Here is a 25899-nt window from a genome sequence, read left to right as displayed (position 1 = left end):
CGCGGCGTCAGCAGATGAGGCCGCCGTCGACGACGACGGAGGACCCGGTGACGTACGCGGCCGCGTCACTGAGCAGGAACCGCACGGCGGACGCGACCTCCTGGGGCTGACCGATGCGGCCGAGCGGCACGTGCCGCAGGTTCTCCGCGAGCCGGTCCGAGGGGATCTGCCGCGTCATCGACGTGTCGATGAAGCCGGGCACCACGCAGTTCACCCGGACGCCGTAGGGGCCGAGTTCCTTGGCGAGCGCCTGCGTCAGGGCGACGCTCCCGGCCTTGGCCGCCGCGTAGTTGGCCTGGCCCACCGGAGGGCGTACCGCGCTCGTCGAACTCACGGTCACGATGGAACCGGTGCGGCGCTGCGCCATGAGGCGGGCGGCGGCGCGCGTACACAGGAACGCGCCCGTGAGGTTGGTGTCGATGACCTTGCGCCACTTGGCCTCGCCCATCATGAGCGCGTAGCCGTCCTGGGTGATGCCCGCGTTGTTGACGAAGGCGTCGAGGCGGCCGTGATCGTGCCTGATGGCACGGAACATGTCCTCGATGGCGGCGCCGTCGGCGATGTCGGCCTGGAGGAGCCGGGCCCGGGGTTGGATCGCCTGCACCTGGGCGAGGGCCTCGCGGGCCTGCTCGGGCTTTCCGCGGTGGTTCATGAGGACCGTGGCGCCGTCGCGGGCCAGTTCGACGGCCACGGCAAGTCCGATGCCCCGGGTGGCTCCGGTGACCAGGGCGACGCGCCCTTGGAGATCGCTCACGTCACTGTTCCTTGCTGGAGGGGGAGGCGGTGCGGCGGAGGACCACCGGTTCGGGCGGCGGGGGCGTCCGGCGCAGCGCGTCCCCGGTCGTCAGGTGCTGTGCCGTGCGGGCCATCTCGCGGGCGAGGCCGTGCAGGACGCGTCCCGGCCCCGCTTCGACGAAGGTGTCCGCGCCGCGTGCGGCCAAGGTGCGCATGACGTCCCGCCAGCGCACCGGGGAGACGATCTGCGCCAGGAGGTCCTGGCGGTAGGCCTCGACGTCGGTGACGCGCAGGCCGGTGGTGCTGGAGACGAACGGGATGGCGGGCGGGGCGAGCGGGACATCGGAGAGGTGCTCGGTGAGCCGCTGATGGGCGCTGTCCATCAGCGGCGAGTGGTACGCGCCGCCGACGGGCAGCAGCCGGGCCCGCAGGGCACCGGCGGCCCGCGCGGCGGCGACGACGTGCTCGATCGCGGTCCGGCTCCCGGCCACCACCAGCTGGCGCGGCGAGTTCCAGTTGGCCACGACCGCGACCTCGCCGTCGACCGAGGCGGCACGGCACAGCCCCTGCACCCGCTGCGGCGGGAGGCCGACGACCGCGGCCATGGCACCCCTGCGGGCGGCGGCTGCGGCCGCCATCGCCCTGCCGCGGCGGGCGACCAGGGACAGCGCGGTGTCCTCGTCGAGGGATCCGCACGCGACCAGCGCCGTGTACTCGCCCAGGCTGTGGCCGGCGACCACGGCGGGCCTCCAGCCGCGCTCGCGCAGCTGCTCCAGCGCGGCCAAGGACCAGGTCAGGACCAGGACTTGAGCCACTTCGGGGGCGGCGAGCGCCGAGGCGTCGGCGCGCTTCATCAGGGCACGCACCGGCAGCCCGGTGACGTCCTCCGCCCGGTCGGCCAGGGCGTCGGCCCGGCGCCCCCACCGCTCCATCTCGTAGCCCATGCCGGGGAACTGGCTTCCCTGGCCGGGGAAGACGAAGGCCACGGTCGGGCTCATGCGCGGGGCGGTCGGGCTCATGCGCGGGGCCCCGCGTCCTGAGTGGCCGCCCAGGCGAGGGCCATGCCGGACTCCAGGGGCGTCGACGCCCCGACCACGTCGAGCCGCTCGGCCCGGGCCCACTCGCCCAGGGGGCCGCACAGCCGCACGGTCCAGGGCTGCTTGTCGTTGCCGTCGGCGGGGATCTCGACGTGGATGTCCGCGAGGCGCGCGGTGGGCGGCAGGCCGCCCACCACCTTGACGACGCTCTCCTTCACACCGAAGAGGTGGCCGAGGATTTCTGCGAAGCCCCGTTCCGCGGTGGCGAGTTCCCGCGCGACGCACCGTTCCTGAGGTGCGAAGTACCGCCGTGCCAGCCCCTCCCCGCACCGTGCGAGGGCGAGCTCCCAGCGGCGCAGGTCCACCAGATCCACACCCGCTGAATGAAGGGCCGCCGGGATCCGCCCGGCCGCGTGAGGAATGTTCATGGCTTGGTCTCCGCCCGTTCGGAAGGGAGGCGATTTCGAAGAAGCAAGAGGGCCCCGTGCGGAAAGGACTCCGGATTCTTCGGGGCGGCTTCTCCGGACGCCCTGAAGCTAAGGTCGCCGCCGATCGCCTGTCAATGGAGGTGCAATATCCCCGTCAGCCTCCGGAGAGCCGTGTGCGGCCGCTGAAAGATTCGCGCAATTCAAGAAACGAAGGAGAAAGATTCGGTGCCCGCGGCGTCTTGCTGCGTTTGTCTGGCGGCGGACGGCGCAGCGCTGACCGCTGCGTCACGGCCCCGGGGCGCGGAAGTGCCTCAGGAGAGGAGCGAGGAGACCATGCCACGTCTCGTGCAGTCGGCCACCCACATCATGCGTGACGTCAGCGTGGCGGCCGCGGCGCGTGTCCGCTGGGGGGAGTGCGACCTTCAGGGGCACGCCTACTACGCCAGCTACATTCCCTGGTTCGACCTCGGGCGCGAGAAGTTCGCCCTGGACGTGGGCGCCGACTACCGCAAGTACCAGATCGCGACCACCGATCTGTACGTCCGCTACCACCAGCCCGCCAAGTACCTCGACGAGTTGGTGATCAGGACGTGGGCGGCCGCGCCCGGCACCCTCACCTATTACTACGAGATCTACCGGAAGAACGGTGGGCAGTTCATCGCTGAGGCGCGTACCGTCCATGCGTTCGTCGATGCGGAGCGCGGGGTCCTGACCAAAATTCCCGACGACATGCATCACGCTTTCGTGGAATTCCTGGAGAGCTACCGGAAGCGGCAGAAGAACCCGAATTCGGGTGAAGGGACGGACGCCCGCCCCTTCTTCGCGCAGGACATGTCCGCGGCTTCGCCTCGAAAGTCTGGAGAGACGTCATGAAGGACGGTGCGCTCGACCGCCTGCGCGGCAAGCTGCTGGGCGAGGTGGTGGGACCGTGGGACGCCGGGTACGACACGGCACGCCGGGTCTACAACGCCATGATCGACAAGCGCCCCGCCGTCATCGCCCGGTGTCTGGGGACCGCGGACGTCGTCACGGCGGTGCGCTTCGCCCGGGAAGAGGGCCTGCTGATCGCCGTGCGGGGCGGCGGACACAGCGTCGCGGGGCACGCGATGTGCGACGACGGGCTCGTCATCGACCTGTCCCTCATGCGCGGGGTGCACGTCGACCCCGAGCGCCGCACCGCGCGCGTACAGGGCGGAGCGCTGCTGGGCGACGTGGACCGGGAGACACAGCTGCACGGCCTGGCGATTCCGACGGGACAGATGTCGGAGACCGGCATCGCCGGGCTCACCCTCAACGGCGGTGTCGGCATGATGCTCCACAAATACGGCCTGACCTGCGACAACCTCCTGTCCGCCGATGTGGTCACCGTCGACGGCGAGCTGGTGACCGCCCGCGCCGACAGCCACGAGGAGCTCTTCTGGGCGCTGCGCGGCGGCGGCGGGAACTTCGGCGTGGTCACCTCCTTCGAGTTCCAGGCACACCCGGTCGGGCCGATGATGCTGGCCGGCTTCCTCGCCCACCCCGTCGAACGGGCCGAGGAAGTCCTCACGTTCCTGCGGGACTTCAGCGCGACCAGCCCCGCCCACCTGAGCGCGGACGCGCTGTTCATCCACGCCCCCGAGGCGGACTTCGTGCCCGAGGAGTTCCAGGGCATGCCGATGGTGGCCCTGTTCGTGCGCTACTTCGGCCCCATGGAGGACGCCTGGCGGACGGTGCAGCCCCTGCGGGACTTCGGCAGCCCGCTCTACGACAGCGTCGGACCGATGCCGTTGGTGGCCGTGCAGTCGATGCTCGACACCTTCACCCCGGCAGGCAATCTGCACTACTGGACCAGCGAGTTCCTGCCCGCTCTGGGGGCGGAGCAGATCGCGGCCGTCGCGGCCATCGGCAGCGATCTGCCCTCGTCGCTCACCACCCTCAACGTCCACCCCTTCGACACGGCCGCCACGGACGTCCCCGCGGACGCCACCGCGTTCGCGCACCGCGAGGACAGTTGGCTCATCCATGTGATCTGCCAGTGGCGGGACCCCGCCGAATCGGACCGCTGCCGCGCGTGGGTCAAGAAGGCGAGCTCCCTGCTCAAGACCTTCGGCCACGGCAACACCTACCTCAACACCACGTCGGAGGACGACGAGACGGACCGCGTCCGTGCCTTCTGGGACGAGCCCCGCCTCGCGCGCCTCGCCCGGGTCAAGGCGGCGTACGACCCGGACAACGTGCTGCGGTTCAACCACAACATCGCGCCCGCCCCGCGACGGGCCCCGCGGTGAACCGCCCTCGCCGTGCGCCGCGGCACGGCCGTCCGGTCCAGGTGGTCGTCATCGGAGCGGGCATCAGCGGCCTCGGCCTGGGCATGGCCCTCAAGCGGGCGGGCCACCACGACTTCACGATCCTGGAACGGGCCGACGACATCGGCGGGGTGTGGCGCGACAACACCTACCCCGGGGCCGCCTGCGACATACCGGCCCCGCTGTACTCCTACTCGTTCGCGCCGCACGCCTGGTCACAACGCTATGCCGGGCAGCAGGAGATCCTGCGGTACCTGCGCGGCTGCGCCGACGACCACGACCTCCACGACCATCTGCGCCTGGGCACCGAGGTCCGCGAGGCCCGCTTCGACGAGCACACGCGACGCTGGCACCTGCGCACGCACGCCGGCGACACCTACGAGGCGGACGTCCTGGTACCGGCCTGCGGCCAGCTGAGCAGCCCCTCCTCACCGCTACTGCCCGGCACGGAGCGCTTCACGGGACGGATCGTCCACTCGGCCCGCTGGGAGCACGGCCTGGACCTGACCGGCCGCAGGGTCGCGGTGATCGGGACCGGCGCCAGCGCCCTGCAGATCGTGCCCCAGGTGGCCAAGCAGGCAGCACACCTCACGGTGTTCCAGCGCTCCGCCCCCTACGTGGTGCCCCGCTGGCAACGCGCCTACCGCCCCGTCGGCGGGCCTCTCGGCCGGCTCGGTGCCAAGACGGCACGGCTGGGATGGTGGCTGTTCAACGAGCTGACCGTGCCCGGCCTGACCCGGCGGTGGCGGACCCGGGGACTCACCGCCTACGGCTGCGCGGCCCAACTGCGCAGGCAGGTCCACGACCCCGTGATCCGCGAGCGCCTCACCCCGCGTGACGAGGTGGGCTGCAAGCGGATCGGGATCTCCAGCGACTACTACCCCGTCTTCAACGAACCCCACGTCGAGCTCGTCACCGACCCTGTCGCGGACCTCACCGAGGACGCGATCCGCACCGAGACCGGCAGCGAGCATCCGGTCGACGTCATCGTCCAGGCCACCGGCTTCTCGGCCACGGACTTCCTCGCGTCGCTGCACGTCACCGGCCGCGAGGGGCGCGTACTGGCCGACCACTGGCGCGACGGCGCCAGGGCGTACCTGGGGATGACCGTGCCGGGCTTCCCCAACATGTTCGTCCTGTACGGACCGCACACCAACGTCGGCGCCGGGAGCGTCGTCCACATGGTCGAGAGCCAGATCCGCTACGTCCTCGACGCGCTGCGCGTCATCGGCCGGGGCACCCGGCCGCTGCTCGACGTGCGCGCCGACGCCGAGGACACCTTCACGGCGGAGATGCGCCGGCGCCTGCGGTCCACCGTCTGGTCGACCTGCCGCAACTGGTACCGGGGCAAGAACGCCTTCGTCACCACCAACTGGCCCGGCCAGACGGCCGAGTACCGCCGCCGCACCCGCCGCGTGAACCTGGCTCACTACCGGCCCGTCGGTCCCGCGGACCCCGCCCGCGCGCCGCGGACCTGAATCCGCCCGCACGCCCTCTCACGTCACCGTAGGAGTCCCCATGCCCTTGCACCCGCAAGCCGCGGCGTTCCTGGACCACCTCTCCCAGCTGCGCGTGCCCCCTCTGGAATCGGTCGGCGTGCCCGCGGTCCGCGAGCTGATGGGCGGCCTGCGTCAGGTCCAGGGCGCGGCCGAGCCGGTCGGGGCGATCACCGAAACCCGTGTGCCGGGTCCGGCCGGATCGCTGCCGGTGCGCGTCTACCACCCTTCCGCGCGCCCCGGCCCCCGTCCGTTGATGGTGTTCTTCCACGGCGGCGGCTGGATCGCCGGAGACGTGGAGCTGGTGGACAAGCCCCTGCGGAAGCTGGCCAACGCGTGCGGCGCGGTCGTGGCCAGCGTGGAGTACCGGCGCGCCCCGGAGACCCAGTTCCCCGGTCCCGCGGAGGACGCGTACGCGGCGATCGCCGCCCTGGCGGAGCGGGCTGAGGAGCTCGGTGCCGATCCCGCGCGCCTCGTGGTCGCGGGGGAGAGCGCGGGAGGCAACCTGGCAGCGGCGGCGTGCCTGATGTCCAGGGACCGCGGCGGACCCGCGATCGCCGCGCAGCTGCTGATCTGCCCGAGCCTCGCTCCGGCGGCGGACTCTCCCTTCGTCTCCTACCGCCGGTACGCCACGGGGTACCTCAACACCCGTGCCGCCATGGCCCACTTCTGGGACCTCTACCTCGCCTCCCCGCAGGACGCGGCCCATCCGTACGCCGCGCCGCTGCTCGCCGAGGAGCACACGGGGCTTCCTCCCGCTCTCATCCTGGCCGCGGAGTACGACCCGCTGCGGGACGAGGCGACGGCCTACGGCCACTACCTGCGCACCAGCGGCGTCCCGGGCACCGTCCGACGCTACGACGGCGCGCTGCACGTCTTCTTCCTGATGTGCGAGTCGTCCGCCGCGGCTCAGGCGCGGGCCGACATCACCGCGTGGCTGCACGACCGCTTCCCCGCCCCGGGCATGGCCCCGAGCCGTGCCAGCTGAGGAGATACACATGCCCGCCTACGACCGTCTGTACATCGACGGGGCCTGGGTTCCGTCCCACCACACCGGCTCGCTCACCGTCGTCGACCCCACGACGGAGGAGCCGCTCGCCACCGTGCCCGACGCCACCGCGGGGGACGTCGACGCCGCCGTGCGCGCGGCACGCGCCGCCGCCGACGGGTGGGCGGCCACGCCGGTGGAGGAGCGGGCCGGGTGGCTGCGCGCCGTCGCCGCGGAGCTCGGCCGCCGCGCGGAGGCCCTGGCCCAGCTGATCACCCGGGACGTCGGAGCCCCGCTGTCCTTCTCCCGGGCCGTACAGGTCACGTTGCCCGTCAACAGCTTCCACCACGCCGCCCGTACGGCCCTGGAGTACCCCTTCGAGCAGCAGCAGGGACCCTCACGGCTCCTCCGCGAGCCGTACGGAGTGGTCGCGGCCATCACCCCGTGGAACTACCCGGTCCACCAGGCGGCGGCGAAGGTCGCCTACGCACTGGCCGCGGGCAACACCGTGGTGCTCAAGCCCAGCGAGGTCGCGCCCCTGAGCGTGTGGGAGCTGACCGACGTCATCGCCTCCGCCGGGCTCCCTCCCGGGGTGTTCAACCTCGTCAGCGGCACCGGACCGCGGGCGGGCGAAGCACTGGCGGCCCACCCCGGAGTCGACGTGGTGTCCCTGACCGGTTCCACGCGCACCGGCCGCAGGGTCAGCGCCCTGGCCGCGCAGACCCTCAAGAAGGTCACGCTCGAACTCGGCGGCAAGAGCCCCGCGGTCATGCTCGCCGACGCCGACCCGGCCCGTGTCGTGCCCGCCGTCATGGCGTCGGCGTTCCTCAACAACGGCCAGACCTGCTCCGCCCTGACCCGCCTGATCGTGCCCCGTCCCGCCCTGGCCGAGGTGGAGGAACTGGCCCGCCACACGGCCTCCGGCTGGGCGCCGGGAGACCCCAAGGACGAGCGGACGCGACTGGGGCCGCTGGCGTCCGCCGCACAACTCCAGCGGGTACGACGCCACATCGCCGACGCCCGGACCGCCGGAGCCGTCCTCGTCACCGGCGGAGAGGATCCGCCCGCCGACATGCCCCGGGGGTTCTTCGTGCGCCCCACCGTCCTGTCGCGGGTCTCCCCGGACATGGCGGTGCACCACGACGAGGTGTTCGGTCCGGTCCTGGCCATCGAGGCGTACGACACCGAGGAAGAGGCCCTCCGGATCGCCGACGACACGGTGTACGGCCTGGCCGCAGCCGTGTGGTCGGCCGACGGGGACCGCGCCTTCGCCATGGCCCGCAGGCTGCGCGCCGGACAGGTGCAGGTCAACGGAGCGCCCTTCGACCCCAACGCCCCCTTCGGCGGCTACAAGCAGTCGGGAAACGGCCGCGAGGGCGGCACCGCGGGCCTTGAGGAGTTCCTGGAGACCAAGGCCGTACAGAGCTGATCCACGACACACCCCCGGGCGACCGACCTCCGCGCGCCGGAACACCGTACGAGAAAGGCAGACGCCATGTACTACCGCACCCTGTTCAAGTCCAAGGTCCATCGCGCGACCGTCACTCAGGCCGACCTGCACTACGTCGGCTCGCTGACCCTGGACCGCGATCTGATGGACGCGGCCGACCTCCTGCCCGGAGAGAAGGTCGACATCGTCGACATCAACAACGGCAGCCGCCTGTCCACCTACCTCATCGAAGGCCCGCGCGGCACCGGCGTCGTCGGCATCAACGGCGCGGCGGCCCGGCTGATCAGCCCCGGCGACCTCGTCATCGTCATCGCCTACGCCCACGTCCCCGACGAGGACGCGGCCCGCTTCGCGCCCAAGGTCGTCCACGTCGACCAGGACAACAGGATCCGCGCACTGGGGTCCGACCCGGCCGAGCCGCCTCCCGGCAGCGACACCACGCGGGGCGACCACGTCTTCGTCGACTGATGGCCGGGCCCCCACCACCCGGCGCGAGTCCCGGATCCAGCACCGAACGACGAAACGGGGAGACCTGATGTGCGGCATCGCAGGATGGATCGCGTTCGACGCCGACCTCACCCGCCAGGAAGAGACCGTCATCGGCATGACCCGGTCGCTGCGCACGAGGGGCCCCGACGCCTCGGCGACCTGGACCGGCCGGCACGCCACGCTCGGACACCGGCGCCTGGCGGTCATCGACCTCGACGGGGGCGCACAGCCGATGACCGCGGCGACGCCGGACGGACCCGTGGTGATGACCTACAGCGGAGAGGTCTACAACTTCGTCGCGCTACGACAGGAGCTGCGCGGCCGCGGTCACCCCTTCCGCACCTCCAGCGACACCGAGGTGGTCCTGCGGGCCTACCTGGAGTGGGGGGACGGCCTCGTCGAGCACCTGCGGGGCATGTACGCCTTCGGCATCTGGGACGGCCGCACCGACCGCCTCCTCCTGGTCCGTGACCGCCTGGGCATCAAGCCCCTCTATTACTACCGCACGCCCCACGGCCTCCTGTTCGGCTCCGAACCCAAGGCCCTCCTCGCGCATCCGTCGGTGGAGGCCGCCGTCGACCACGACGGGCTGCGCGAGATCTTCCTCGGCGTGAAGACTCCGGGTGCGGCGATCTGGCGCGGGATGCGGGAACTGCGCCCCGCCTCCCTCCTGACGCTCGACCGCCGCGGCATGCGCGAGCGCGCGTACTGGAGCCTGACCGCCAGGCCCCATGCCGAGGACCCGGACGCGACCACCGCGCACGTCGAAGAACTCCTCAGCGGCTCGGTGCGCGAGCAGCTCGTCGCCGACGTGCCGCGCTGCCTGCTCCTGTCCGGAGGGCTCGATTCGAGCGCGATCGCCGGGTTCGCGGCCGAGACCCTGAGCGGGCACGGAGAGCGGCTGCGCACCTTCTCCGTGGACTTCCGGGGACACACCGACCACTTCACGCCCGACCACCACAACGTCAGCCCCGACGCACCTCACGTCCGCGAGGTCGTCAAGCACCTCGACACCGACCACACCGACATCGTGCTGGACGCGAGTGACCTCGCGGGACCCGACGTACGCCGTGCCGCCGTCCGCGCCCGGGACCTTCCCATCGGGCGCGGCGACATGGACCACTCCCTGATCCAGCTCTTCACCGCGATACGCGAGCAGTCCACGGTCGCGCTGTCCGGGGAGGGCGCCGACGAGATGTTCGGCGGCTACTGGTGGTTCCACGACACCGGCCTCCGGGAAGCCGCGGGGTTCCCCTGGCTGACGGCCGCGCTCGGCCGGACGCGGCAGGAGCGCGCCTTCCTGCCCGAGGACTTGGCGCCGGCCCTCGACCTGCCCGGGTACGCGGATCACCGCTACCGCGAAGCCCTCTCCGCGACCCCGGCGCTCGACGGCGAGAACTCCGCTCAACGCCGGTCACGCGAACTGCTCCATCTGCACCTCACCCGCAGTCTCACCGGCATGCTGGAGCGCAAGGACCGGCTCAGCATGGCCGTGGGCCTGGAGGTGCGGGTGCCGTTCTGCGACCACCGCATCGCGGAGTACGCCTTCAACATCCCCTGGTCCCTGCACGCCGCGCACAACAGGGAGAAGAGCGTGCTGCGCGCCGCGGCCCGCCGCGTGGTGCCCGACGGTGTCCTCGTGCGGCGGAAGAGCCCCTACCCGATGACGCAGGACCGGCACTACGTCCCCGCGCTCCAGCGGCAGGTGCGCGACGTCCTGGCGGACCCGGACCACGAGGTCTTCGCCCTGTTCGACAGAGCGGCGGCCACCCGTGCCGCGCACGTCGGCCCCACCGGCCATCCGCGCCCCCAGGCGCTCCGAGCCGCACTGGAGAAGTTCCTCGACCTCCACACGTGGATCGACCTCTACGGCCCGCGGCTGCTGCTCTGACGGTGCGAGGCAGCGGGCGGGGTGCCGGGGGCGCGATCGCTGTATGCGTCACGTCCCCGCCATCCCCTCTCCCTCTCCACCGGCCTGGCATATCGCCGTATTCGCCCTCGTGTGGCTGAAAATGATCGCTTGCTGTCCGGACTTGAGCGGGGGTGTTCTTCTACGTGGCGCGGGGGAGGGGCATCTGACGGAGTGCAGAAACGTTCGGCTCGACGGGGCGGGGGCCGCCCGCATGCCGAAACCGGCCGCCGGGCCCTATAACACAGGCCCGGCGCCAGAGGCTCCTTTCGCGACGAACGCCGCTAGGCGGAGGCTCCAGTTCAGGGTGCTTGCCACAGCCACACGATCTTGCGATTAGCATGACCCTGCGCAGCCGTCGGAGGGCCGCGGCCCGAAGCGGGCCTTCTTCGCGACGGCACCGATGTGAGGGCGGGCCGACAGCCTGCATCCCCGTGCCGAGACCGAGGGGTCACGGAATGACTTTGTCCGCTGATGGGCGTCCGTCCGGCATAGCCGGCACTCCGCGAACGGCGTCCTCGCTACCGCTGCTCCTGCTCGGGGCGGCCGCCGTGGCGGGAGCCGTGGCGGCGGGGCTCGCGCCGTCGGCCGCCCGCGGCTGGGTGGCCGCCGTGGCCGTGGTCGGCTGGCTGCTCCTTGCCGTCGTCGTCTGGACGGGGCGCGCGGGCGCGGCCCGGCTGCGCGCCCACGCCGCACAGCTGGAGAGCCAGCTGACCGGCGCCCAGACGCAGTTGGGTGCCCGGGGCGCCGAAGTGATCCACATGGCGCAGGTGACCCTGCCGACCGTGGCGCGGTCCCTGCGCGACGGCTCGGGCGCGCAGGACGCCCTGCACCAGACCCGGCCCCCGGCCGAACCGGCGTACCGCGAGCTCCTGAACGTCTGCGTCACCGTCCTCGCCGACGCCGAGGGGCGCGCCGCGGGCGCGGCCGCCGCCCAGCACCACACGGCCGGTGACCTGACCCGGGTGACCGACGACGTCCGGCTGCTCGGCACCGAGACCCTCCCCGCGGTCGTCGGCGCGCTGCGCGGCGGTGCCTCGGTGGACCGCGTCCTCGCGAGCGTGACCTGGCCCGCCGACCCCGCGCTGCGCGACCTGACCGAGGCCGCCGTGCGGGAACTCGCCCTGAGCGAGCGGCGCGCGGCCGCGGCCCAGGCCGCGAGCGCGAAGGCGCTGAGCCGTGTGCAGGCCAAGTCCGTGAGCATGCTCGCCGACCTGCGCGAGATGCAGGACCGCCACGGCGAGGACGTCTTCGGCGACCTGCTCAGGCTCGACCACAGCACGTCCCAGCTCGGCCTGATGACCGACCGGCTCGCGCTCCTGATGGGCGGCCGCTCCAGCCGCGCCTGGAACAAGCCCATCGTCATGGAGAGCATCCTGCGCGGCGCCGTCGGACGCATCGCCGCCTATCAGCGCGTACGGCTGCACAGCTCCACCAAGGCCGCCGTGGTCGGCTTCGCCGCCGAAGGCGTCATGCACCTGCTGGCCGAACTGATGGACAACGCCGCGAACTTCTCGCCGCCCACCGACGAGGTCCACGTCTACGTCGAGGAGTCGCGCACCGGCGTCGTCGTCACCATCGAGGACAGCGGCCTGCGCATGTCCGAGGCGGCGCTGCGCCGCGCCAAGGAGTCCGTGTCCGGGCAGGCCGCCGACCTCGCGCTGCTCCAGGGCACCCGGCTCGGGCTCGCCGTCGTCGGCCGACTGGCCGTCAAGTACGGCGTCAGCGTGAACTTCCGCCCCTCCTCGCGCGGCGGCACCGGCGTCGTCATCCTGTTGCCCCCGCAGCTCCTGGCGCAGCAGTCCCAGCCGGACAGCGCCCGCACGGCGGTGGCCCCTTCGATCGAGGCCCCCGTCACCGAGGCTCCGGCCCTCCCGGCACCCGGGCAGGCCGCCGAGCCGGAGACCACTGCGGCGAGCCGCCCCGCGTCGCTGCCGTCGACGCCCTCCCCGTCGGCCCCGGTGTGGCCGACGCCTCCGGAGGATGACCCCGCGGACGGCCCCGAAGCACCCGGCACCGCGGAGGCCACCCCCGGCGGCCTGCCCGTGCGGCGTCCCGGCCGCACGATGGCCGCCGCGCACGCCGCCACCGAACGGCGCACCGCCGAACGGAACCCGGGCGATCGGCACTCCGGCGACCGGCACGAGGACCGGCGGACCGGTCCCGACGCCGAGCGGACCGGCGCGAGCGGCGCCTCGCAGGACGAACGGCACCGCTCCGGACAGAGCATCGGGGACCGGTTCGGCGCGTTCCACCGCGCCCGCCGGGCCGCCGCCGACGACACGGCTGAGAACCCCCAGCCGCCGCGGGCCGAGTAGCCGCCCGCCCCCGCGCGGACCGGCCCGCCCCATGGGACCGCAAGGACCGCTTCTCGACCCCCGCCCCGCACACCGAAAGGGAGGCACGGGCGTTCGCACCCCCCCGGTGACGGCCCCGACACACGATGACGACCACCGACAACAGCCTGAACTGGCTCCTGGAGAGCCTGCTCGACGGCACCCCCGGCACCCGGCACGCCCTCGTCCTCTCCCGGGACGGCCTGAAGCTGTGCTGGAGCCCCGGCCTGACGCTGGACCAGGCGGACCAGCTCTCCGCGATCTGCTCCGGCATGCAGGCGCTCGCCCAGGGCGCGTCGATGGAGTTCGGGGACGGCACGGGCGGCGTACGGCACTCCATGACGGAGTTCCACGGCGGCCTGCTGTTCGTCGTGGAGGCGGGCCAGGGCGCGCACCTCGCCGTGATAGCCGACGAGGACGCCGACCCCGGCGTGGTGGGCAACCAGATGTCCCAGCTCGTGGCGCAGATCGGCGACCACCTGAGCGCCGAGCCGCGCGGCCAGGGCCTCACGAACCCCGCGTCATGACCCGGCGGCCCGTCGACGTGGGCGACCCGGACCGGCTGTACACCATCACCGGTGGGCGCAGCCGGTCCGACGGCGGCGCGTTCGACCTGGTGACGCTGATCGTGGCCGAGTGCGAGCCGTCGCCCGGCCAGCAGTCGGAGCACGCGCGCATCCTGGACCTGTGCCGCCACCCGACGGCCGTCGTCGAGATCGCCGCCGAGCTGTCGCTGCCCGTCACGGTCGTCCGCATCCTCCTGGAGGACCTCCAGGACACCGGCCGCATCACGGCCCGACACCCGCGCGTGGCGGCGTCCGCCGCGCTGCCCGATTCCGCTCTTCTCACGGAGGTGCTCCATGGGCTCCGCAACCTCTGAGCTGCCGCCCGAGGCCCGGACACCGCTGCGCGACACGGCCGAGTCCGGTCTGAAGATCGTCGTGGTGGGCGGCTTCGGGGTCGGCAAGACGACCCTGGTCCGCTCGGTCAGCGAGATCCGCCCCCTCAACACCGAGGAGGTGATGACGCGGGCGGGCGAGGACGTCGACCAGGTGCCGACCGAGTCGGCCAAGACGACCACCACCGTGGCCTTCGACTTCGGCCGCATCAGCCTCAACGACCGCCTGGTGCTCTATCTGTTCGGCGCGCCCGGCCAGAAGCGCTTCTGGTTCCTGTGGGACCGCCTCTTCTCCGGCACGCTCGGAGCGGTGGTGCTCGTCGACACCCGCAGGATGGACGACTCCTGGTACGCCATCGACCGGCTCGAACACCACGGCACGCCCTTCGTCGTCGCCGTGAACCGCTTCGACGGCGAGCACGCCTACCACTCCCTGGACGAGATCCGCACCGCCCTCGCACTGCCCGCGCACGTCCCGCTCGTCGACTGCGACGCCCGGGTCCGCTCGTCCGGCAAGAACGTGCTCATCACCCTCGTCGACCACCTCCACCACCTGGCACGGGAACGGGAACTGACAGCATGACCGAAGCCACCGGACCGGCGGCGCCCGGCACCCCGCCGCCCGGCTGCCCCGCGCACAGTGACGCGGTGCCCCTCAGCGGCCTGGAGTACCAGCAGACGCCCTTCGAGCTCTACCGCGACCTGCGCGGGCGGTACGGCTCCGTGGCCCCCGTCCTCCTCGACGGCGACGTGCCCGCCTGGCTGGTCCTCGGCTACTCCGAGGTCAGCTACGTCACCGCGCACGACGAGCTGTTCGCCCGCGACTCGCGGCGCTGGAACCAGTGGGACCGGATCCCCGCCGACTGGCCGCTGCTGCCCTTCGTGGGCTACCAGCCGTCCGTCCTGTTCACCGAGGGCGCCGAGCACCGGCAGCGCGCCGGTGTCATCACCGAGGCCCTTGAGGGCGTCGACCAGTTCGAACTCGGCCGGGAGTGCGTCCACATCGCCGACCAGCTGATCGCCTCCTTCTCCGGGCGCGGGGCCGCCGAGCTGATGAGCGCCTACACCCATCCGCTCGCCATGCGCGCCGCCGTGCACATGGTCGGCATGCCGCCGGGCACCGCCGACACCGAGGGCCTCGTCGAGGACCTGCGCATGTCCCTCGACACCGCCGAGGGCGACGACCCGGTCGCCGCGTACGGACGGGTGGGCGAGCGCGTGCACCGTCTGGTCAAGGAGCGGCGCGAGCGGCCCGCGGCCGACGTCACCTCGCGGATGCTGGAGCACCCGGCCGGGCTCACCGACGAGGAGGTCGTCCAGGACCTGATCTCGGTGATCGCCGCCGCCCAGCAACCCACCGCCAACTGGATCTGCAACACGCTGCGGCTGCTCCTGACCGACGAGCGGTTCGCCCTGAACGTCTCGGGCGGGCGCCTCAGCGTCGGCCAGGCCCTGAACGAGGTGCTCTGGCTCGACACCCCCACGCAGAACTTCATCGGGCGCTGGGCGGTGCGCGACACCCAGCTGGGCGGCCGTCAGATCCGCGCGGGCGACTGCCTGGTCCTCGGCCTCGCCGCGGCCAACTCCGACCCCCAGCTGTGGCCCGGCGCCCACGTCGGCTCGGAGAACTCCGCGCACCTGTCCTTCAGCAACGGCGAGCACCGCTGCCCCTATCCGGCTCCGCTGCTCGCCGACGTCATCGCCCGTACGGCCGTCGAGACGCTCCTGGAGCGGCTGCCGGACCTGGTCCTCGGCGTCGACCCGGCGGCGCTGACCTGGCGGCCTTCGGTGTGGATGCGCGGACTGACGGCCCTGCCCGTCCAGTTCACGCCGGTGGCCCAGTAGCGTCGGCGTTCCGCCCGCCGGGGCGGAACGCCGGTACGCGTCCCGCTCAGCGCGCCGCCGGGGTGAAGACCACCGGCAGCGTCCGCGGCCCCCGGGTGAAGACGCCGTGCTCCTCGGGGGCGAAGCCGTCCGCGAAGCGCAGCTCGGGCAGGGCGTCGAGCAGGTCGTTGACGCCGGTCTCGACCTCCGCGCGGGCCAGCAGCGCGCCCACGCAGAAGTGCCGGCCGAGGGCGAAGGCGAGGTGGTCGGCCGCCGCGGAGAACGCGGTCGTGGTGGTGAGGTCGTCCCGGAAGAGGTCGAAGCGGTCCGGGTCGCCGTAGCGCTCCTCGTCGCGGTTGGCCGAGCCGATCAGGCAGGTGATCGTCGCCCCGGCGGGGACCGTGCCCCCGGCGAGCTCCACCTCCGCCGCGGTCTGCCGCATGATCATGTGGACCGGCGGGGTGTGGCGGAGCGTCTCGGCGAACGCCCGGTCGATCAGGGACCGGTCGGCGCGCACCGCGGCGAGCTGCTCGGGGTGCGCGAGGAGGTTGGCGAAGATGCTCGCGATCGCCTTGTCCGTGGTCTCGCCGCCCGCCGCGAGCAGCAGGCTGCAGAACGCCTTGATGTCCTCGTCGCTCATGCGGACGCCGTCGACCTCCGCGGCGCACAGCCGGGACAGCAGATCGTCCCCGGGCTCCTCGCGGCGCCGCTGGATGACGGGCAGCATGTAGGCGGCGAACTCCACGCGGGTGCGCTCGCCGGCGGCCGTCACCTCGGGGTCGCCCGCGAGGTTGCCGAGGAAGGCGATCACGTTCGTGTACCAGCCGTGGAACCGCGCGTGGTCCGCCTTGTCCAGGCCGAGCATGTCCGCGATCACGTTGACCGGGAAGCGGGTCGCGTACTCCGCCACGAGGTCCGCCGAGCCGCGGTCCCTGAAGGCGTCCACGAGGGCGCGGGAGTTGCGGCGGATGACCGGCAGGAAGGTGTCCTGGAGCTCGCTGCCCCGGAAGGCCGGGGCGACCAGGGCCCGGCGCACCGCGTGCTCCCGCCCGCTGAGCTGGAGGATCGTCCGGCCGTGCACGGGCTCCAGCTGCCAGTCGTAGTTGTCGGTGGTGAACACCGACTCCTTGTCCTTGAAGACGCGTGCCACGTCCTCGTAGCGCGAGACGACATAGCTCTTGGTGGGCTCGTGCCACAGGAGCGGGGCGTGCTTCCGCAGCGCGCGGTAGACGGGGTAGGGGTCGGCGGCGAACTCGGCCGAGAGGATGTCCGGTATGGACTGAGCAGGGGACACGGGGCTCCTTAGGGGAACAACTGCGTGGCGGGGCCACCCTATTGATCAAGAAAAGGAACCGACAGGGTGCGCGGGGCGGGATTTCCCGGGAGGCGCCCTCGTGAGCCGCACCTCACCGCGCGGGGGAGACCTTGTGAACCGTGGTGTCGTCGGGGTCAAGGCGCCGCCCGTCCGCGGCCAGCACTTCGAGCGTGCGCAGCCGGCGCCCCTGCCGGCGGTCGACGAGCTGTGAGTGCGGCTCGTCCGGGGCGAAGGAGTTCTGCTCGCCCCACTGCCGCAGTGCCACGATGACGGGGAAGAGGGCTTTGCCCTTCGGGGTCAGGGCGTACTCGCGGTAGGCGCTGCCGTCCGACGCGGGGACGGACGCGAGGACGCCGCCGTCGACCAGGGTGCGCAGCCGCGCGGTGAGGATGTTCTTCGCCACGCCGAGGCTGCGCTGGAACTCCCCGAAGCGCCTGCTCCCGTCGAAGGCGTCCCGCACGATCAGCAGGGACCACCAGTCGCCGATCGCGTCCACGGACCGGGCGACGGGACATTCGCTGTCGTCGAAACGCGTCCTGGTCACCATGGTGTCCCTCGCTCTCACACGGTCTCGCCCACTCCCACAGTGGTTGCAACATGCTACCAAGAGGGCTTACCGTCGCGTCATCGTTGGTTGGTAGCAAGATGAAACCAGATTGCGGAGGGGTAGCCATGCCCGGAAACGGTGAGGCCGGGACGCGAGCAACCGGGGCGGAGGCCACCGGGGCAGGGTGCGACGGGAATGCGGAGGAGGGGGCCGCGTTCGCCCTGACCCGGGGGATCGTCATCCTCTTCGCCGTCGCCTGCGGGGCCGCGGTGGCCAACGTCTACTTCTCCCAGCCGCTCCTGGTGACCATCGGCGAGGACCTCGCGATGAGCCCGGCCCTCGTCGGCGGCGTGGTCACCCTCACGCACGTCGGATACGGCCTCGGCCTCTTCTTCCTCGTACCGCTGGGCGACATGGTGAACCGCAGGAAGCTCATCGTGGCCCAGTTGCTGCTCCTCGTGGCGGCGCTGACCGTGGTGGCCGTGGCCCCCACGGCGGCGCTGCTGCTCGCGGGCATGGCCGCGACCGGGCTCCTCGCCGTCGTCACGCAGACGCTCGTGGCCTTCGCGGCCTCCCTGGCACCCGCCGCCGGGCGCGGCCGGGTCGTCGGCCTGGTCACCAGCGGCGTGGTCACCGGCATCCTGCTCGCCCGCACCGCGTCCGGCCTCATCGCCGACCTCGCGGGCTGGCGCGCCGTCTACCTCGCGTCGGCGACGCTCACCGCGCTGCTCGCCCTCGTCCTGTACCGCGTCCTGCCGCGCCACGCCGCCGTCGCGCCGACCACCCTGCGCTACGGGCAGCTCCTGCGCTCCACGATCACCCTGTTCGCACGCGAACCGCTGCTGCGCCTGCGCGCCCTGTTCTGCCTGCTGATCTTCGCCTCCTTCAGCACCCTGTGGAGCAGCGTCGCGCTCCCGCTCAGCGAGGCCCCGTACTCCCTGTCGCACAGCGAGATCGGGGCGTTCGGCCTCATCGGTGTCGTCGGCGCCCTGGCCGCGACCGTGGCGGGCCGGCTCAACGACCGCGGCCGCTCCCGGCAGACCACCGGCATCGCCCTGGCCCTGCTCGCCGCCTCCTGGCTGCCCCTGGCCTTCACCCGCAGCTCCCTGTGGGCCCTGGCCGCGGGAGTGGTCCTCCTCGACCTCGCCGTCCAGGCGGTCCACGTCACCAACCAGACCCTGATCTACGCCCTGCACCCGGACGCGGGCAGCCGCCTCATCGGGGGGTACATGGTCTTCTACTCGATAGGCAGCGCCACCGGCGCCATCGCCGCGACGTCCCTCTACGAGGCGGCGGGCTGGGGCGCCGTCTGCGTCCTGGGCGCCGCGTTCAGCGGCCTCGGTCTCGTGGCATGGGCCTTCACCCGGGACGCCGCGCCGGGACCGGCGACCGGGGCGACGTCTCATCGACCACGATAGGGGCCATCGGCCACACGATCGCGGGAGGACTCGGTGGGGCAGCCGCAGAACGACGTCATGCTCATCCTCAGGCGCGGGGACACCGTCCTCCTGGCCAGGCGGGACAACACCGGATACGCCGACGGGCTGCTGAACCTCCCTTCCGGCAAGGTCGATCCGGGGGAGGACCCCTGGGACGCGGTCGTGCGCGAGGCGCGGGAGGAGATCGGCGTCCAGCTCGACCGCGGGGCGGTGCGGCTCGCGCACGTGATGTTCTTCCGCAGCCCTGAAGGGCGTGACCGCGTGGGCTGGTTCTTCGCCGTCGAGCGGGACTTCACCGGCACGGTCGTCAACGCCGAACCCCACAAGTGCAGCGAACTCCTCTGGGCCCCCGTCGACCCGCTCCCCATGGACACCGTTCGGTACAACGCCCTCGGCATCCAGCACTACTTGAAGGGCGAGCCGCACTCCCTCCACACGGACGACTGGGAAGCGACGACCTGGTAGCGCTCAGCCTCGGCGTGCCCAGCGTCTCTCGGCGGACGGGATCGTCCACGGTGCCTCCTGAGGGCTCGGCCACCAGCGTCCCGGCACACCGCGCCGACGGCCCGCCGCCCTGCGGGGCCGACCCGTCGGCCTGGCCCGGGACCCGACCGGCTGTCACCGGGCGGGTTCCGTAGGGGAGAATCCCCGGGTGACCACGCCTTCCTCCCGCGACCGCGCGCTGGGGCGCGGTGTCTTCGCGCTCATTCCCCAGGCCGGCGACTCCGTGTCCGCGGCGGACCGGGCCGGTGCCGCGCTCGCCGCCCTGCGTACGGTCCCGGTGCACGTCGGCGTGCTCCAGGCCGCGGTGATCCTGCTCGAAGAGGCCGAGCACGCCGACCAGGACGCGGTCCGCGCGGCGACGACCGCCTCAACCGTGGCCCTGCTCAAGGCGGCGCTGGCCCGGGCCGCGGACGAGCACTGAGATCAGCGGGTGCATCTGATCGCGGCGTCGGCGCCGTAGTAGCCGGGGGCGCGGTGTGGTTCAGCGCTGGCAGTACAGGCTGGCGACAGCGGCGTACACACCACCGCCGACCGACCTGACGTCGGTGCCACGGACATGGCACTGGGCCGCCTGCCAACCGGCGGACTGGGCGACCGCGTACGCCATCCGGACGGCGCCGTCCACGGCCTGGGACGGCGAGGTGCCGGTGCCGTTGCCGGTGAACGTCCGCACCGCGGGCGCGGTGAGCCGCTGGCCGGGGTCCGGGGCCGCCTGGGCGGAGGTGATGCCTCCGATGAGACACGCCGAGGCGGCGAGGACCACGGCGGCGCAGCGCGGACGCCACCCGGACGAGCGGGCCACAGCGACTCCTCGGCGGCCGTTTCGACGGTGGGGTTTCATGGTGGGCCGCTCCCTGGTTCGTCGGTTCGTCGTGCCTGTCGGCAGGGGCCCGGCCGACACCGCGTGGCGGCGCCGACCGGGTCCTCCCCCCCTGTACGAGAGCCAGTCTCGCCACCGCCCCACCGGCTGCTCAAAGCCCTTCGAGGCACATCGAAATCGGACATTCCATAGACCTGGGGAGGGCACTTTGGCCAGATGAGGCGCGCGGCCGTCCCGGTCGCCGCCGCGCCGGTTAGCGTGATCGCGCGGCTCGGCCGACGACGGCCGGACCGACCGCCGCCGGGCGCGCGCCCCGACCCGCCGAGCGCCTGGAGACACGACGGTGCTACGCATCCACCTCACCGCCGACGACCTGTCCCGGGTACGCGTCGCGGACCGCCCCGACCCCCTCGCCGAGACCGTCCTGAGCCTGCCGCTGCTTCAGAGCGAGCGGCCGGACAGGGCGGCGACCGCCGCCCTGTCCGGCTGGCGCGAGCGCACCCGCCGCGGCTTGCGGCCCGAGATGGGGCTCCTGTTCGACCTGGCGCCCGCGGGCGTCGGCGAGTACGTCCCCGAGGTGTTCACGCACGCCGTCACCGGCAGCCTCACGGACAGCCTCGACCACACCTGGTCGCTGCCGGGCAGCCAGTGGGCCGCCGACTGGCGCGCCACGCGGGTGCTGCGGCCCCGCGTGCCGCGCTGGATCCACGAACTGCACCACGGGGACCGCACCTGGGCGGCGCTCGTCCGCCGTGAGCTGCGCTCCTACCACGCCCTGGCGGTGGCGCCCTACTGGTCACAACTCCTCGCGTGCGCCCACAGCGACCGTGCCCAGCGGGCCCTGACCGCCGTCGGCACGGGCGTCGAGGGGCTGCTCGGCACCCTGCACCCCGAGATCTCCTGGAGCCGGGGCGTCCTGACCGTGCCCTGCGACATGGACACCGACTTCGAACTGGGCGGCCGGGGGCTGCTGCTCGTCCCGACGTTCTTCTGCCCGAGGCCGCTCGTGCTCGTCGACAACGCCGAGCCCGAGCGCCCCTTCGTCCTGCGCTACCCGCTCGCGCGCTCCCTCCTCGACCGCGCCTCCGTGGTGACGTGTGAGACCGAGGCGGCCGAGGGCGGCCTGAGCGCCCTCCTCGGCGCCACCCGGGCCCGGACCCTCCAGGAGGTGCGGAGCCCGGTCGGCACCGTCGAGCTGGCCCGGCGCATCGGCACCTCCGCCGCGACGGCCAGCCACCACGCCTCGGTGCTGCGGGCCGCCGGGCTGCTCACCACCCGCCGGGAGGGTCAGGGCGTCCGGCACGCCCTGACCCCGCTCGGCCGCGCCCTGCTGGACGCGGGGCCGCCGCCGACCGGCTAGACCTCACTTGCGGGCGTGCAGCACATGACCGTCCAGCGGCAGCGGCCGGTGCCCGGCCAGGGTGAGGCCCGCGTCGGCCAGCAGGCGCCCGTAGTGGTCGGCGGTGCGCTCGCGGCCCCCGACGTTGCACCGCATGTGGAGGTCCCAGGCGGTGGCGAGGGAAGGCGAGTTGTCGGTGGGCAGCAGGCGCTCGACGATGAGCAGGTCGGCGTCGGCGGGCATGGCGCGGGCGCAGTGGCGCAGGATGTCGCGGCACCGCTCGTCGTCCCAGTCGTGCAGCACGCGACAGAGGAGATAGACGTCCGCGCCCGCCGGTACGTCCGCGAAGTCCCCCGCCACGTACGTGCACCGGGTGGCTCCCAGGCGACGGCGGGCGGCCGCGACGACGTGCGGGCGTTCGAGCAGCACGGCGTCGAGCCCTGGATGGGCGGCGAGGATGCGGCTCAGCAGTTCCCCGTTGCCGCCCGCGATGTCGACCACGGTGGCTCCCCGCGGCTTGCGGGCCGCCGCGGTGAGGACCGGATGGGTGGGAAGCGGCTCGAACATGCGCCAGTTCGCGGCCATGGACTGGTCGAAGAGCTCGGCGAGGTGGGGGTCGGCGGCGAAGTGGTCGAAGTGGTGGGCGCCGAAGAGGTACTCGAAGGCGACCTGCCCGGTGCGCACGGTGTGCGCGAGGGCGGCGAAGGACTGGTAGAACGGCCCGCCGTACAACAGGGCCAGGGGCCGCATCGAGCCGGGGCCCTCCGTGCGCAGGAGCGCGCCGAGGGCGGTGAGCCGGAAGCTGCCGGGAGCTTCCTCGGCGACGACGCCGAGCGTGGCGAGATAACGCAGGAGCACCGTCAGGCTGTCCGGGTCCGCGGCCACCTTGCTCGCCAGGGCCCCGGCGTCGACGGCGCGGTCGGTCTCCATCGCGTCCGGCACCCGCAGCTGGGCGGCGGTGGTCAGGGCCTGCGTGGTCCAGGCCCCGGTCAGCAGCCGCAGCAGCGCCTCGGGCGGCTGCTGACGCTGGAACTCGTCCAGGTGCGCGGCGAGTTGGCAGCGGTGGTCCCCGGGGGCGTACAGCTCGATGCGGCGGTAGCCGGCCCGGGACGCGGTGGGCGCGGCGAAGTAGAAGACCGTGCCGTTCTCGTGCGGGTTGTATCCGCCGCCGTCCGGGAGCGCCCCGTGGAAGGCGAAGGACGCGCGCAGTCCGCGCAGCACCAGCGGATCCGGGGCCTGCACCTCGAAGGCGACATGCGCCTCGTCGTGCCGGGCGAGTTCGAGCGCCGCGACCTCCTCCAGGTCCGAGCCCGGCGGCACGGTCAGGGCGAACACCTCCACCGTGCGGCGCTGCCCGTCGCGGCCGAGCACCACCGGGCGCAGGATGCGCACGTCGAGGTCGTCGGCGGTACGACGGTGCCGCAGCGCCAGGCGTTCACGTACGACCACGCTCGGCTGGGGCGGTGCCGGGGCGACCAGGCCGCACTCGGCCAGCGTGGCCTCCAGGGCCGGCGCGTGGACGGGGAAGACGAGCAGCGCGGCGTGCGCGAAGCGGCACCGCTCCACGAGCGCACGCAGTTCCGGGCCGTCGAGCCCGGGGAGCAGGAGCGGCAGGAGGGACTGGCTGTCCTGCTGGGTGACAAAGTCGACCGTCGCGCGCAGGCGCGAGGTGTCGTCCGACAACGCCGTGATCAACGGGGCGTCCTCATTCCGGGGAGAGCCGAGGTGGGGGAGATCCGAGGGGGAGTGACCGGCCTGAGGGGAGAGCGGTCCCAGGCGAAGGCGGCCTCAGATAGGGGTGGTCTCAGATGGGGATGGTTGAAGGGGGAGGGTTTCTCACACGCCGACGTAGCGCTCGGCGAACCAGTCCTGCTGGCTGCGCGAGGTGCGCAGTGCGGCCATGCGGGAGCGACGCGTGCGGTTGAGGAAACGGGACGCGTCGTCCCTGCCGGAGGCGCTGTGCAGCAGCTCGATCATCCAGTGCGAGAACTCCTGCGCGCTCCAGATGCGGGCGAGGCAGCGGGCCGAGTAACTCTCGACGCCGACGGGGTCTTTACGGGTGAGGTCGTCGATGAGGGCGTGGGCGAGGAGCTCGGCCTCCAGGACCGCGAGGTTCGCCCCCTTGGCGGCGGACGGGCTGATCAGGCTCGCGGCGTCACCTGCCAGGAACAGCGCGCCGTACCGGAGGGGTTCGAGGACGTCCGACTCCAGGCCGATGACGCTGCGCTGCACGATCCGGCCGCGGCGCAGCGGGCCGTACTCCTTGGCCCCCATGCGCAGGTCCAGTTCGTCCCATATCCGCTCGTCCGACCAGGAGTCGGCCGGGGTGCCGCGCTCGCACTGGAGGTAGTAACGCGTGAGGGCGGAGGTGCGCGCCATGTGTCCGGCGAAACCCCGTTCGTGGACGGCGTAGCCGACGGCGTCGAGGCTGGGGGGTGCCTCGGCGAGCAGACCGAGCCAGGTCACGTCGTGATCGCGGCGGAATCGGCGGACCGAGTGGTCCGGGATCGAGCGCCGCGCCGCCCCGTGCCGGCCGTCGCATCCGGCGACGTACCGTGCCCGCCACCGGCCGGGCCGTCCGTCCGCCGTCCGTACGCTCACCGACGGCTCGGCGCCGTCCGCGCCCCGTACGGCCACCGCTTCCGTGCCGAAGCTGATCCGGCCGCCGGCCGCCAAGTAGTGCGCCAGCAGGTCCTCCACCAGATCCTGTTGGGGGTAGACGGTGTGCACTTCCCCGCGGCCGAGCGCGCTGTAGTCCAACTGGAACCGGCCGTCCTCGGTGCGGAACTCGCACGTGCTGTGGGTGTGCCCGCGTCGGCGCAGCCCGTCGGCCAGGCCGTGCCGCTCCAGGATGCGTACGGTGTTGGCCGCGAGGAATCCCGCCCGGGCCCGCGCGTGGAGGTGGTCGAGCTCGGCCCGCTCCAGCACGACGCAGTCGACGCCGCGCGCGAGCAGCAGATTGGCGAGGACGAGCCCCGCTGGTCCGGCCCCGAGCACCACCACGTCAGCCGATCCGTCGACGGTGGGCATGTGCTGATCTTCTGTCACGGGGCAGATCTTATGCATGGAAATCTCTGCCTCTGACCGAAGTATCACCCGGTCGTGGCACTGGCCTGGTTGCACATGATCGATGCGGCGCGCGAGGAAGCGCCTTTATACCGGTAGGAGTTGGGAGAGGAACGTACGTACGGTGGTGGCGAACGCGGCGGGGGCGTCGCAGTGCACGACGTGCCCGGCCGGAAGCTCGACCAGCTCGGCCCCACCGGCCCGGCGGGCGGCCATGTCCCGGGCGTGGTCCCGCGTCAGCACGGGGCTGTCCGCTCCCCGGATCAGCAGGGTCGGGCAGGCCACGGCATCCCAGTCGCTCCAGTAGGAGCCGGTGAGGGCCTGATGGGACAGCACCGTGTCCTCGATGTCGAACGAGTATCCCCATCCGGCGTCGGAGGAGCGGAAGGCGCACGCGAGGTAGGGCGCCATCGGGCCGAGAGCCGTGGCCAGGGCCTCGCGTGACGGTTGGTCGAGAGGCAGCCGTGTGGCCATCGACCAGTCGGCGTCCACCACCGCGCCGACGTCCGCGACGATCAGGGCGGTGACCTGGTCCGCGTGCCGGGCGGCGTACTGATAGGCGTTCACGCCGCCCATGGAGTGGCCGAGGACCGGCACCGGGCCGAGCCCCAGATGGCGGTGGAACGCCGCGACGTCAGTGACGTAGTCGGTCCTTCGATAGCTCTCGGCGCGGTCGGACTCACCATGACCGCGCTGGTCGAGGGCGATGACGCGCCACTCCGGCGCCAGCGCCTCCGCCAGCGGGGCGAACGTCGACGCCTCGGTGTAGTGCCCGTGAAGGGCCAGCAGCGGGCGGCCCGAACCGCCGGAGTCCAGGAACGACAACTGCTGCTCGCCAGCTGTGAAGAACTCACGCATGCCGCGGATGCTAGCGCCGACGCCTGTGACCGGCGACCGAATAACGCCCGTGCCCCGCCTCGGGTTTGGACTTGCTGGTCCAATTTCGGCGACCTACGGTTCTGCCGTCCCCGACAACCCGTCCCCTGGACGC

25 protein-coding genes are annotated in these 25899 nt (G+C 72.7%); 16 read left to right on the top strand and 9 right to left on the bottom strand.

The annotated features are described in order from the left end of the window. Positions 1-7: 7 nt before the first annotated feature. Genes MQV74_RS01410 through MQV74_RS01400 form a run of 3 tightly spaced genes read right to left on the bottom strand, consistent with a single transcriptional unit; the run spans position 8 to position 2200 of the window. Positions 8-754 carry an SDR family NAD(P)-dependent oxidoreductase gene (locus MQV74_RS01410; RefSeq protein ID WP_242714155.1) on the bottom strand — a complete coding sequence of 249 codons (747 nt, stop codon included), beginning with the start codon at positions 752-754 and terminating at the stop codon, positions 8-10. Between the two features lies 1 nt (position 755). After that, positions 756-1754: an ACP S-malonyltransferase gene (locus MQV74_RS01405; protein ID WP_242714154.1), complete on the bottom strand. Its 999-nt coding sequence runs from the start codon at positions 1752-1754 to the stop codon at positions 756-758. Next, positions 1751-2200, bottom strand: coding sequence for a 4'-phosphopantetheinyl transferase family protein (locus MQV74_RS01400; protein WP_242714153.1), 450 nt, complete (start codon positions 2198-2200; stop codon positions 1751-1753). The genes MQV74_RS01405 and MQV74_RS01400 overlap by 4 nt, the downstream gene beginning before the upstream one ends. A gap of 333 nt (positions 2201-2533) precedes the next feature. On the opposite strand from MQV74_RS01400, the gene MQV74_RS01395 reads away from it, so the two are divergent. The 12 genes from MQV74_RS01395 (at position 2534) to MQV74_RS01340 (ending at position 15899) form a co-directional block, all read left to right on the top strand. Then, positions 2534-3073: an acyl-CoA thioesterase gene (locus tag MQV74_RS01395; protein ID WP_242714152.1), complete on the top strand. Its 540-nt coding sequence runs from the start codon at positions 2534-2536 to the stop codon at positions 3071-3073. After that, positions 3070-4470 (top strand): FAD-binding oxidoreductase, encoded by a 1401-nt coding sequence (locus MQV74_RS01390; protein ID WP_242714151.1) that lies wholly within the window; start codon positions 3070-3072, stop codon positions 4468-4470. The genes MQV74_RS01395 and MQV74_RS01390 overlap by 4 nt, the downstream gene beginning before the upstream one ends. After that, positions 4467-5966 (top strand): flavin-containing monooxygenase, encoded by a 1500-nt coding sequence (locus tag MQV74_RS01385; protein WP_242714150.1) that lies wholly within the window; start codon positions 4467-4469, stop codon positions 5964-5966. Before MQV74_RS01390 ends, MQV74_RS01385 begins: the two co-directional genes overlap by 4 nt. Before the next feature lie 40 nt (positions 5967-6006). After that, the gene (locus MQV74_RS01380) at positions 6007-6972 is read left to right on the top strand and encodes an alpha/beta hydrolase (RefSeq protein ID WP_242714149.1); all 966 of its coding nucleotides are present in this window, start codon (positions 6007-6009) and stop codon (positions 6970-6972) included. A gap of 10 nt (positions 6973-6982) precedes the next feature. Further along, positions 6983-8401, top strand: coding sequence for an aldehyde dehydrogenase family protein (locus tag MQV74_RS01375; protein WP_242714148.1), 1419 nt, complete (start codon positions 6983-6985; stop codon positions 8399-8401). A 66-nt stretch (positions 8402-8467) separates the two neighbouring features. Then, positions 8468-8890 carry an aspartate 1-decarboxylase gene (gene panD / locus MQV74_RS01370; protein WP_242714147.1) on the top strand — a complete coding sequence of 141 codons (423 nt, stop codon included), beginning with the start codon at positions 8468-8470 and terminating at the stop codon, positions 8888-8890. Between the two features lie 67 nt (positions 8891-8957). Continuing rightward, positions 8958-10802, top strand: coding sequence for an asparagine synthase (glutamine-hydrolyzing) (asnB, locus tag MQV74_RS01365; RefSeq protein WP_242714146.1), 1845 nt, complete (start codon positions 8958-8960; stop codon positions 10800-10802). A gap of 476 nt (positions 10803-11278) precedes the next feature. Next, positions 11279-13138: an ATP-binding protein gene (locus MQV74_RS01360; protein WP_242714145.1), complete on the top strand. Its 1860-nt coding sequence runs from the start codon at positions 11279-11281 to the stop codon at positions 13136-13138. A 125-nt stretch (positions 13139-13263) separates the two neighbouring features. Beyond that, positions 13264-13683, top strand: a complete 420-nt coding sequence (locus tag MQV74_RS01355) for a roadblock/LC7 domain-containing protein (protein ID WP_138957469.1) — start codon at positions 13264-13266, stop codon at positions 13681-13683. Then, entirely contained in the window at positions 13680-14036 is a 357-nt protein-coding gene (locus MQV74_RS01350) for a DUF742 domain-containing protein (RefSeq protein ID WP_242714144.1), read from the top strand. The genes MQV74_RS01355 and MQV74_RS01350 overlap by 4 nt, the downstream gene beginning before the upstream one ends. After that, entirely contained in the window at positions 14017-14637 is a 621-nt protein-coding gene (locus MQV74_RS01345; protein WP_242714143.1) for a GTP-binding protein, read from the top strand. Before MQV74_RS01350 ends, MQV74_RS01345 begins: the two co-directional genes overlap by 20 nt. Then, entirely contained in the window at positions 14634-15899 is a 1266-nt protein-coding gene (locus MQV74_RS01340) for a cytochrome P450 (protein WP_138957466.1), read from the top strand. The genes MQV74_RS01345 and MQV74_RS01340 overlap by 4 nt, the downstream gene beginning before the upstream one ends. 46 nt (positions 15900-15945) lie before the next feature. Here MQV74_RS01340 and MQV74_RS01335 read toward each other — a convergent pair whose 3' ends face one another. Both MQV74_RS01335 and MQV74_RS01330 read right to left on the bottom strand, forming a co-directional pair. Beyond that, positions 15946-17172 carry a cytochrome P450 gene (locus MQV74_RS01335; RefSeq protein WP_242714142.1) on the bottom strand — a complete coding sequence of 409 codons (1227 nt, stop codon included), beginning with the start codon at positions 17170-17172 and terminating at the stop codon, positions 15946-15948. Positions 17173-17284: 112 nt separating this feature from the next. Next, positions 17285-17740, bottom strand: a complete 456-nt coding sequence (locus MQV74_RS01330) for a winged helix-turn-helix transcriptional regulator (protein ID WP_242714141.1) — start codon at positions 17738-17740, stop codon at positions 17285-17287. A gap of 125 nt (positions 17741-17865) precedes the next feature. Here MQV74_RS01330 and MQV74_RS01325 point away from each other — a divergent pair, with 125 nt between their 5' ends. The 3 genes from MQV74_RS01325 to MQV74_RS01315 all read left to right on the top strand — a co-directional run bounded on the left by MQV74_RS01325 (position 17866) and on the right by MQV74_RS01315 (position 20104). Next, positions 17866-19158: an MFS transporter gene (locus tag MQV74_RS01325; RefSeq protein WP_242714140.1), complete on the top strand. Its 1293-nt coding sequence runs from the start codon at positions 17866-17868 to the stop codon at positions 19156-19158. Positions 19159-19191: 33 nt separating this feature from the next. Next, positions 19192-19644, top strand: a complete 453-nt coding sequence (locus MQV74_RS01320; protein WP_242714139.1) for an NUDIX hydrolase — start codon at positions 19192-19194, stop codon at positions 19642-19644. 187 nt (positions 19645-19831) lie between these two features. Continuing rightward, positions 19832-20104, top strand: a complete 273-nt coding sequence (locus MQV74_RS01315; protein ID WP_242714138.1) for a hypothetical protein — start codon at positions 19832-19834, stop codon at positions 20102-20104. Between the two features lie 60 nt (positions 20105-20164). Here the strand turns inward: MQV74_RS01315 and MQV74_RS01310 are convergent, their stop codons facing one another. Then, positions 20165-20485, bottom strand: coding sequence for a hypothetical protein (locus MQV74_RS01310; protein ID WP_242714137.1), 321 nt, complete (start codon positions 20483-20485; stop codon positions 20165-20167). 361 nt (positions 20486-20846) lie between these two features. Between MQV74_RS01310 and MQV74_RS41060 the strand changes: the two genes are divergently transcribed. Beyond that, positions 20847-21863: an ArsR/SmtB family transcription factor gene (locus tag MQV74_RS41060; protein ID WP_242714136.1), complete on the top strand. Its 1017-nt coding sequence runs from the start codon at positions 20847-20849 to the stop codon at positions 21861-21863. A gap of 3 nt (positions 21864-21866) precedes the next feature. Here MQV74_RS41060 and MQV74_RS01300 read toward each other — a convergent pair whose 3' ends face one another. From MQV74_RS01300 to MQV74_RS01290, 3 genes are all read right to left on the bottom strand, one after another. Further along, positions 21867-23537, bottom strand: a complete 1671-nt coding sequence (locus MQV74_RS01300; RefSeq protein WP_242714135.1) for an acetylserotonin O-methyltransferase — start codon at positions 23535-23537, stop codon at positions 21867-21869. 141 nt (positions 23538-23678) lie between these two features. Continuing rightward, positions 23679-24872, bottom strand: a complete 1194-nt coding sequence (locus MQV74_RS01295; RefSeq protein WP_242728472.1) for a 4-hydroxybenzoate 3-monooxygenase — start codon at positions 24870-24872, stop codon at positions 23679-23681. A 123-nt stretch (positions 24873-24995) separates the two neighbouring features. After that, positions 24996-25766: an alpha/beta fold hydrolase gene (locus MQV74_RS01290; protein ID WP_242714134.1), complete on the bottom strand. Its 771-nt coding sequence runs from the start codon at positions 25764-25766 to the stop codon at positions 24996-24998. Positions 25767-25899: the final 133 nt, after the last annotated feature.

It is taken from the genome of Streptomyces sp. AN091965, assembly GCF_022698285.1.
Taxonomy (GTDB): Bacteria; Actinomycetota; Actinomycetes; order Streptomycetales; family Streptomycetaceae; genus Streptomyces.
Note: the sequence above shows the minus strand (reverse complement) of the source record. Positions and strands in the feature narration are given on the sequence as shown.